The sequence below is a fragment of the Streptomyces sp. SID3212 genome, from assembly GCF_009865405.1.
Classification (GTDB): Bacteria; Actinomycetota; Actinomycetes; order Streptomycetales; family Streptomycetaceae; genus Streptomyces.
Map to the genome: position 1 here is coordinate 1 of NZ_WWJY01000530.1, position 2,480 is coordinate 2,480.

The window sequence follows — 2,480 nt, forward strand, 5'->3', positions numbered from 1 at the left end:
CTGGACGAACATGCAGTCGGAGATCAAGCAGGACTGGACGAACAAGATGAAGGCGCACACCGCGTCCAGCGCCTACGCCGTACAGAACGGCAAGCCCGTCGTCTGCATCTGGGGCTTCGGGTTCAACGACGACGGGCGGCCGTTCGCGCCGGGCCCGTGCAAGGACGTCGTCGACTGGTTCAAGGCGCAGGGCTGTTACGTGATCGGCGGCGTGCCCACCCACTGGCGCAGCGGCAACGAGGACTCGCGGCCCGGATTCGCCGACGTGTACCACGCCTTCAACATGCTCTCGCCCTGGATGGTCGGCCGCATCGGCAACGTGAGCGACACCGACCGCTTCTTCACCTCCGTCAACACCCCGGACCAGGCCGACTGCAACGCCCACGGCATCGACTACCAGCCCTGCGTGCTCCCCGGCGACCTCCAGGAACGGCAGCGCGCGCACGGCGACTTCATGTGGCGGCAGTTCTACAACATGGTCCGCGTCGGCGCGCAGGGGATCTACATCTCCATGTACGACGAGTTCAACGAGGGCAACCAGATCGCCAAGACGGCGGAGACCGGCGGACAGGTCCCGGCCGGGTCGGGGATCTACGCGCTCGACGAGGACGGCACGAGCTGCTCCTCCGACTACTACCTCCGGCTGACCGGTGACGGCGGCCGGATGCTGAAGAAGCAGATCGCGCTGACGGCCAACCGGCCGACACAGCCGCGCGTCTGACGAAGCATCACAAACGCCCGCCCGGCCCGCGCGTATGCGCGCGCCGGGCGGTGCCCCTCAGGCGCGCAGGCCGCCGGACGCACCCGGCGGCCTGCGTTCTCCCCGCAGGCGCGGGGTGAACGTGGCGTGGAAGAGCGTCGAGGCGGCGCCCACCGCCGCGGCCTCCGCGCTCAGCACGGACGGCTCGACCTCGACCCGCCGCAGCCGCCTGGCGGTCGGGAACTCGTTGACGGTACGGGTGATCTCGTCCAGGTAGAAGTCGGCGACGTCGGCCGTGAAGAACGGGCCGCCGAGCACGATCAGATCGATGTCCAGCAGGTCGACCAGACCGAGGGCCCCGCGCCCGACCGCCTGGGCCACCTCCCGTACGGCCGCAGCCGCCGCCGGATCACCGGCCGCCGCGGCCTCGCCCACGGCCAGGTAGGCGGCCGTACTGCCGGAGTCGGCGCTCCCCACGCCGGGGCCGGAGCCCCCGGCCGGACCCCGCATCCCGCCCCGCAGGGCCAGATCGGGCACGGACACCGGCGGATTGCACTCCGGCACCATCTCCGGCCTGCCGTCCTTGTCCACCCGCCCCAGCGCGATGGCGCACAACTGCCCGAACTCCCCGGCATTGGAGCTGATCCCCCGGTAGAGGTCACCGTTGAGATAGAGCCCGGTGCCCACCCCCGTACCGAGATAGAGGTACGCGAAGTCCCTCGCCCTGCGGTCCCGGCCGATCCACCGCTCCCCGGCCGCCGCGGCGGTCGAGTCCTTCTCCATCAGGACCGGGCACGGGAAATGGTCCTTGAGCAGGTACAGCAGCGGCAGATCGCCCCACGCGGACATCAGCGGCGGGCCGAGGACCGTGCCCGACGCGATGTCCACCGGACCCGGCACGGCCACCCCGATCCCGAGGAAACCGTCCTCGCGCACCGCCCCGCGCGCCTCCGCGAGCGTCTCCCGGCCCAGCGCGGCGACCCGTTCGACGAACTCCGCCGGATCGGTGTCGGCGGTCACCGGCCGGCTGCGCGTGCACACGATCGCCCCGTCGAGGTCGATGACCACCGCGGTCAGGACCTCCGGGTCGATGTGGATGCCCAGCGCGTGCGCGGCCGTGCCCGAGAGCCGTACCGGCGTACGGGGCTTGCCCGAGGTGGCGCGCCGCTGCGCGTCCTCGATGAGGATGCCCCGGTCCAGAAGCGAGCGGGCGATGCGGGACACCGACTGCTGGGTGAGGCCCGTGCGGTGGGCGATCTCCCCGCGGGTTATGGTGCCCGAAAGCCGTACGGTCTCGATGACCACACACTCGTTGAACGAGCCGAGGTCGATCTGGTTGACCCCGCTCCACGACAGGTTCGGCGCCGGGCCGTCCGGGGCCCGCTCCGCGCGCAGGTGGCCCGCGACGTTCTCCCGCAGCCACCGTACGGCCGCGCACGGCCGGTCGGCGCGAGTCGCCGCGTACCGCTTCAACTCCGAGGCCAGGTCCAGGTATACGCGGCGCGAGGACTCCGGGTGGCTGGTGCTGTCCAGGGCGATCATGGCGCGCAGGAAGGTCCGCCACGTGGAGCGCGCCGGTATCTGATGGAGTGTCAGGGACAGCTCCGGCGGCTCCTGTACGGTCCCGCCGGACGGCTCCCAGAGCGTGATGGCGTGCAGCAGCAGATCCGGATGGCTGCGGCTCGCCTCCACGAGATACCCGGCCAGGCCGGCGCGGAGCGCGGCGGACGCGTCGCCTGTCCCGGACCCGGGTGAGGTGGAGGTACGGCCCGCCGGCCCC

General features: G+C 71.7%; 1 protein-coding gene and 1 pseudogene. One reads left to right on the plus strand and one right to left on the minus strand.

Features of this window, described 5'->3' with window-relative positions; genetic code table 11:
• A pseudogene (locus tag GT042_RS15880) lies at positions 1 to 721 on the plus strand (xylosidase); the annotation flags it as partial.
• 57 nt (positions 722 to 778) lie between these two features.
• Here GT042_RS15880 and GT042_RS15885 read toward each other — a convergent pair.
• A partial coding sequence (locus GT042_RS15885; RefSeq protein WP_161309366.1) for an ROK family transcriptional regulator occupies positions 779 to 2,480 on the minus strand: 1,702 nt, incomplete at its 5' end.